Origin of the sequence: Moorena sp. SIO3I8 (genome assembly GCF_010692325.1) — a bacterium.
Taxonomy (GTDB): domain Bacteria; phylum Cyanobacteriota; class Cyanobacteriia; order Cyanobacteriales; family Coleofasciculaceae; genus Moorena.
Genome location: NZ_JAAHHW010000299.1, coordinates 1 through 2,039, shown reverse-complemented (window position 1 = coordinate 2,039; position 2,039 = coordinate 1). Strand labels below are relative to the sequence as shown.

2 protein-coding genes are annotated in these 2,039 nt (G+C 31.0%); both read left to right on the top strand.

Annotated features, from left to right (window positions below):
- The first annotated feature begins 471 nt into the window (after window positions 1–471).
- Window positions 472–741: a four helix bundle protein gene (locus tag F6K51_RS36375; RefSeq protein WP_293030805.1), complete on the top strand. Its 270-nt coding sequence runs from the start codon at window positions 472–474 to the stop codon at window positions 739–741.
- A 633-nt stretch (window positions 742–1,374) separates the two neighbouring features.
- Window positions 1,375–2,039 (top strand): IS630 family transposase (locus tag F6K51_RS36370; protein ID WP_293030802.1); only part of this gene is annotated, 665 nt, incomplete at its 3' end.

Below are 2,039 nucleotides of genomic sequence, written 5' to 3'. Positions count from 1 at the left end.
ATAGTAACTTATTGCTGGGATTGAATCAGCTAATTAGTGATATTAATCAATATCAATTCTTTTTTAATTCTGGATAATCTGACTTATTTGTTAATCATTGAATTCGGAGAGTGACAGAAGAGGGATAAGAATTAAGAATTAAGAATTGAGAATTAAGAATTAAGAATTAAGAATTGAGAATTAAGAATTAAGAATTAAGAATTAAGAATTAAGAATTAAGAATTAAGAATTAAGAATTAAGAATTAAGAATTAAGAATTAAGAATTAAGAATTAAGAATTAAGAATTAAGACATTTTTATATTTATGTATTTATGCATAGAAGAAGATATAGCAGTACGCACGCACTTGTTAGGACAACTCTTACCTCTAAAACCTTGTTAGAGTCAACTTCTGTCTTCTGCCCTCAGCATAGCTGCCTTGCGCGTAGCACTATAAAAGTAAATTATTAAATTACCTATGGTCAAAAATGAATGAGAAAAAAAGATATACAAGAAAGAACGCTAAACTTTAGCGTAAGAATAGTCAATCTCTGTAAATTTCTGAGACAAAATGGTGGGACTGGATATGATTTAAGCAAACAATTAATCCGCTGTGGAACAAGTATTGGAGCAAATGTTGAGGAAGCACAAAATGCAGAAAGTAAACGAGACTTTATTCATAAAATGAGTATATCCCTCAAGGAAGCTAGAGAGACAAATTATTGGTTAAAAATATTAATCGCTACCGAGAAAAACCTATAACCAAGATTGCTGTCTTTACTCAATGAATCTAACCAGGGTTAGCGCAAGAATCAATAAGCCGTAGCTTATTGAGAAAAAAACCACGTCATTCTCAACAAATTAACTCTATTGCGAGTACAGTTCGACGAGATTATAGGGGTTTCGAGCCACGAGCAACCGAGATCCAGCCAATGCACATTATGGGCAATTTTTTCTTGCGCTTACCCTGTGAATCTAACGAATTAATTTCTATTATTTATGCAATTATTAAAAACACTAAGGCTCAAAAATAATTCTATAGCCATTCTAAAACTGATGAGGTACAAATTTATGGGTTTTAGGGAACAGGGAACAGGGAACAGGGAACAGGGAACAGGGAACAGGGAATAGGTAATAAGCAAACAAAATCTCTGTCCCTCATAGCTATGAGAAACGCTATAAATTATACATTCTTCATTCTAAATTATACATTCTTCATTCTAAATTATACATTCTTCATTCTAAATTATACATTCTAAATTATACATTATGAGAAAAGTTGACACTTTCGAGGATAAAGCTATCTCCTTTTTCATAAGCAGGTGCACAAAATTAATTCCTATTTTTGACATAATAATATATAATTAGATAAAATCACTGAAAATGGGTAGTTATATGAGATTCATTAGAGAATTAAATACCGAAACTAAAAAACTGTTGGAAAGAATAAGTTGGCAAAGTAAATATCCTCAAGTGAGAGACCGAGCTAAATGTATATTGTTGAGTTATCAAAAGTTTTCTATCAATGAATTAAGTTCATTATTTGGAGTTACTCGAAAAACTATATATAACTGGTTAACAAAATGGGAAGATCAAAAAATAATAGGAATATACAATCAAAAAGGTAGGGGCAGAAAACCTAAGTTAAATCAGGAGCAAAGGCAACAAGTAAAGGAGTGGGTAAAATCTGAACCAAAAAGCCTAAACAAAGTTAAAAATAAAATCAATAAAGAGTGGAAGATAGATGTAAGTAAGGAAACTATAAAAAGAACCATAAAAAAGTTGAACATGAAATGGAAAAGAATGAAGAGAGGAACGAGTAAAACCCCTGATGACTGGGAGCTAGACGTAAAAATACCCAGACTAAAAGAGCTAAAAGAGCAAGCTAAAAAAGGAGAAATTGAATTAAGATATTTAGATGAAAGTGGATTCTCTTTGAAGCCAGATATTCCTTATGGATGGCAAGAAAAGTTAAAAAGAATAACTATTAATAGTTCCCAAAGCAAAAGAATTAATGTTCTCGGATTAATGGGATGTGAAAATCAATTAGATTACGAAAT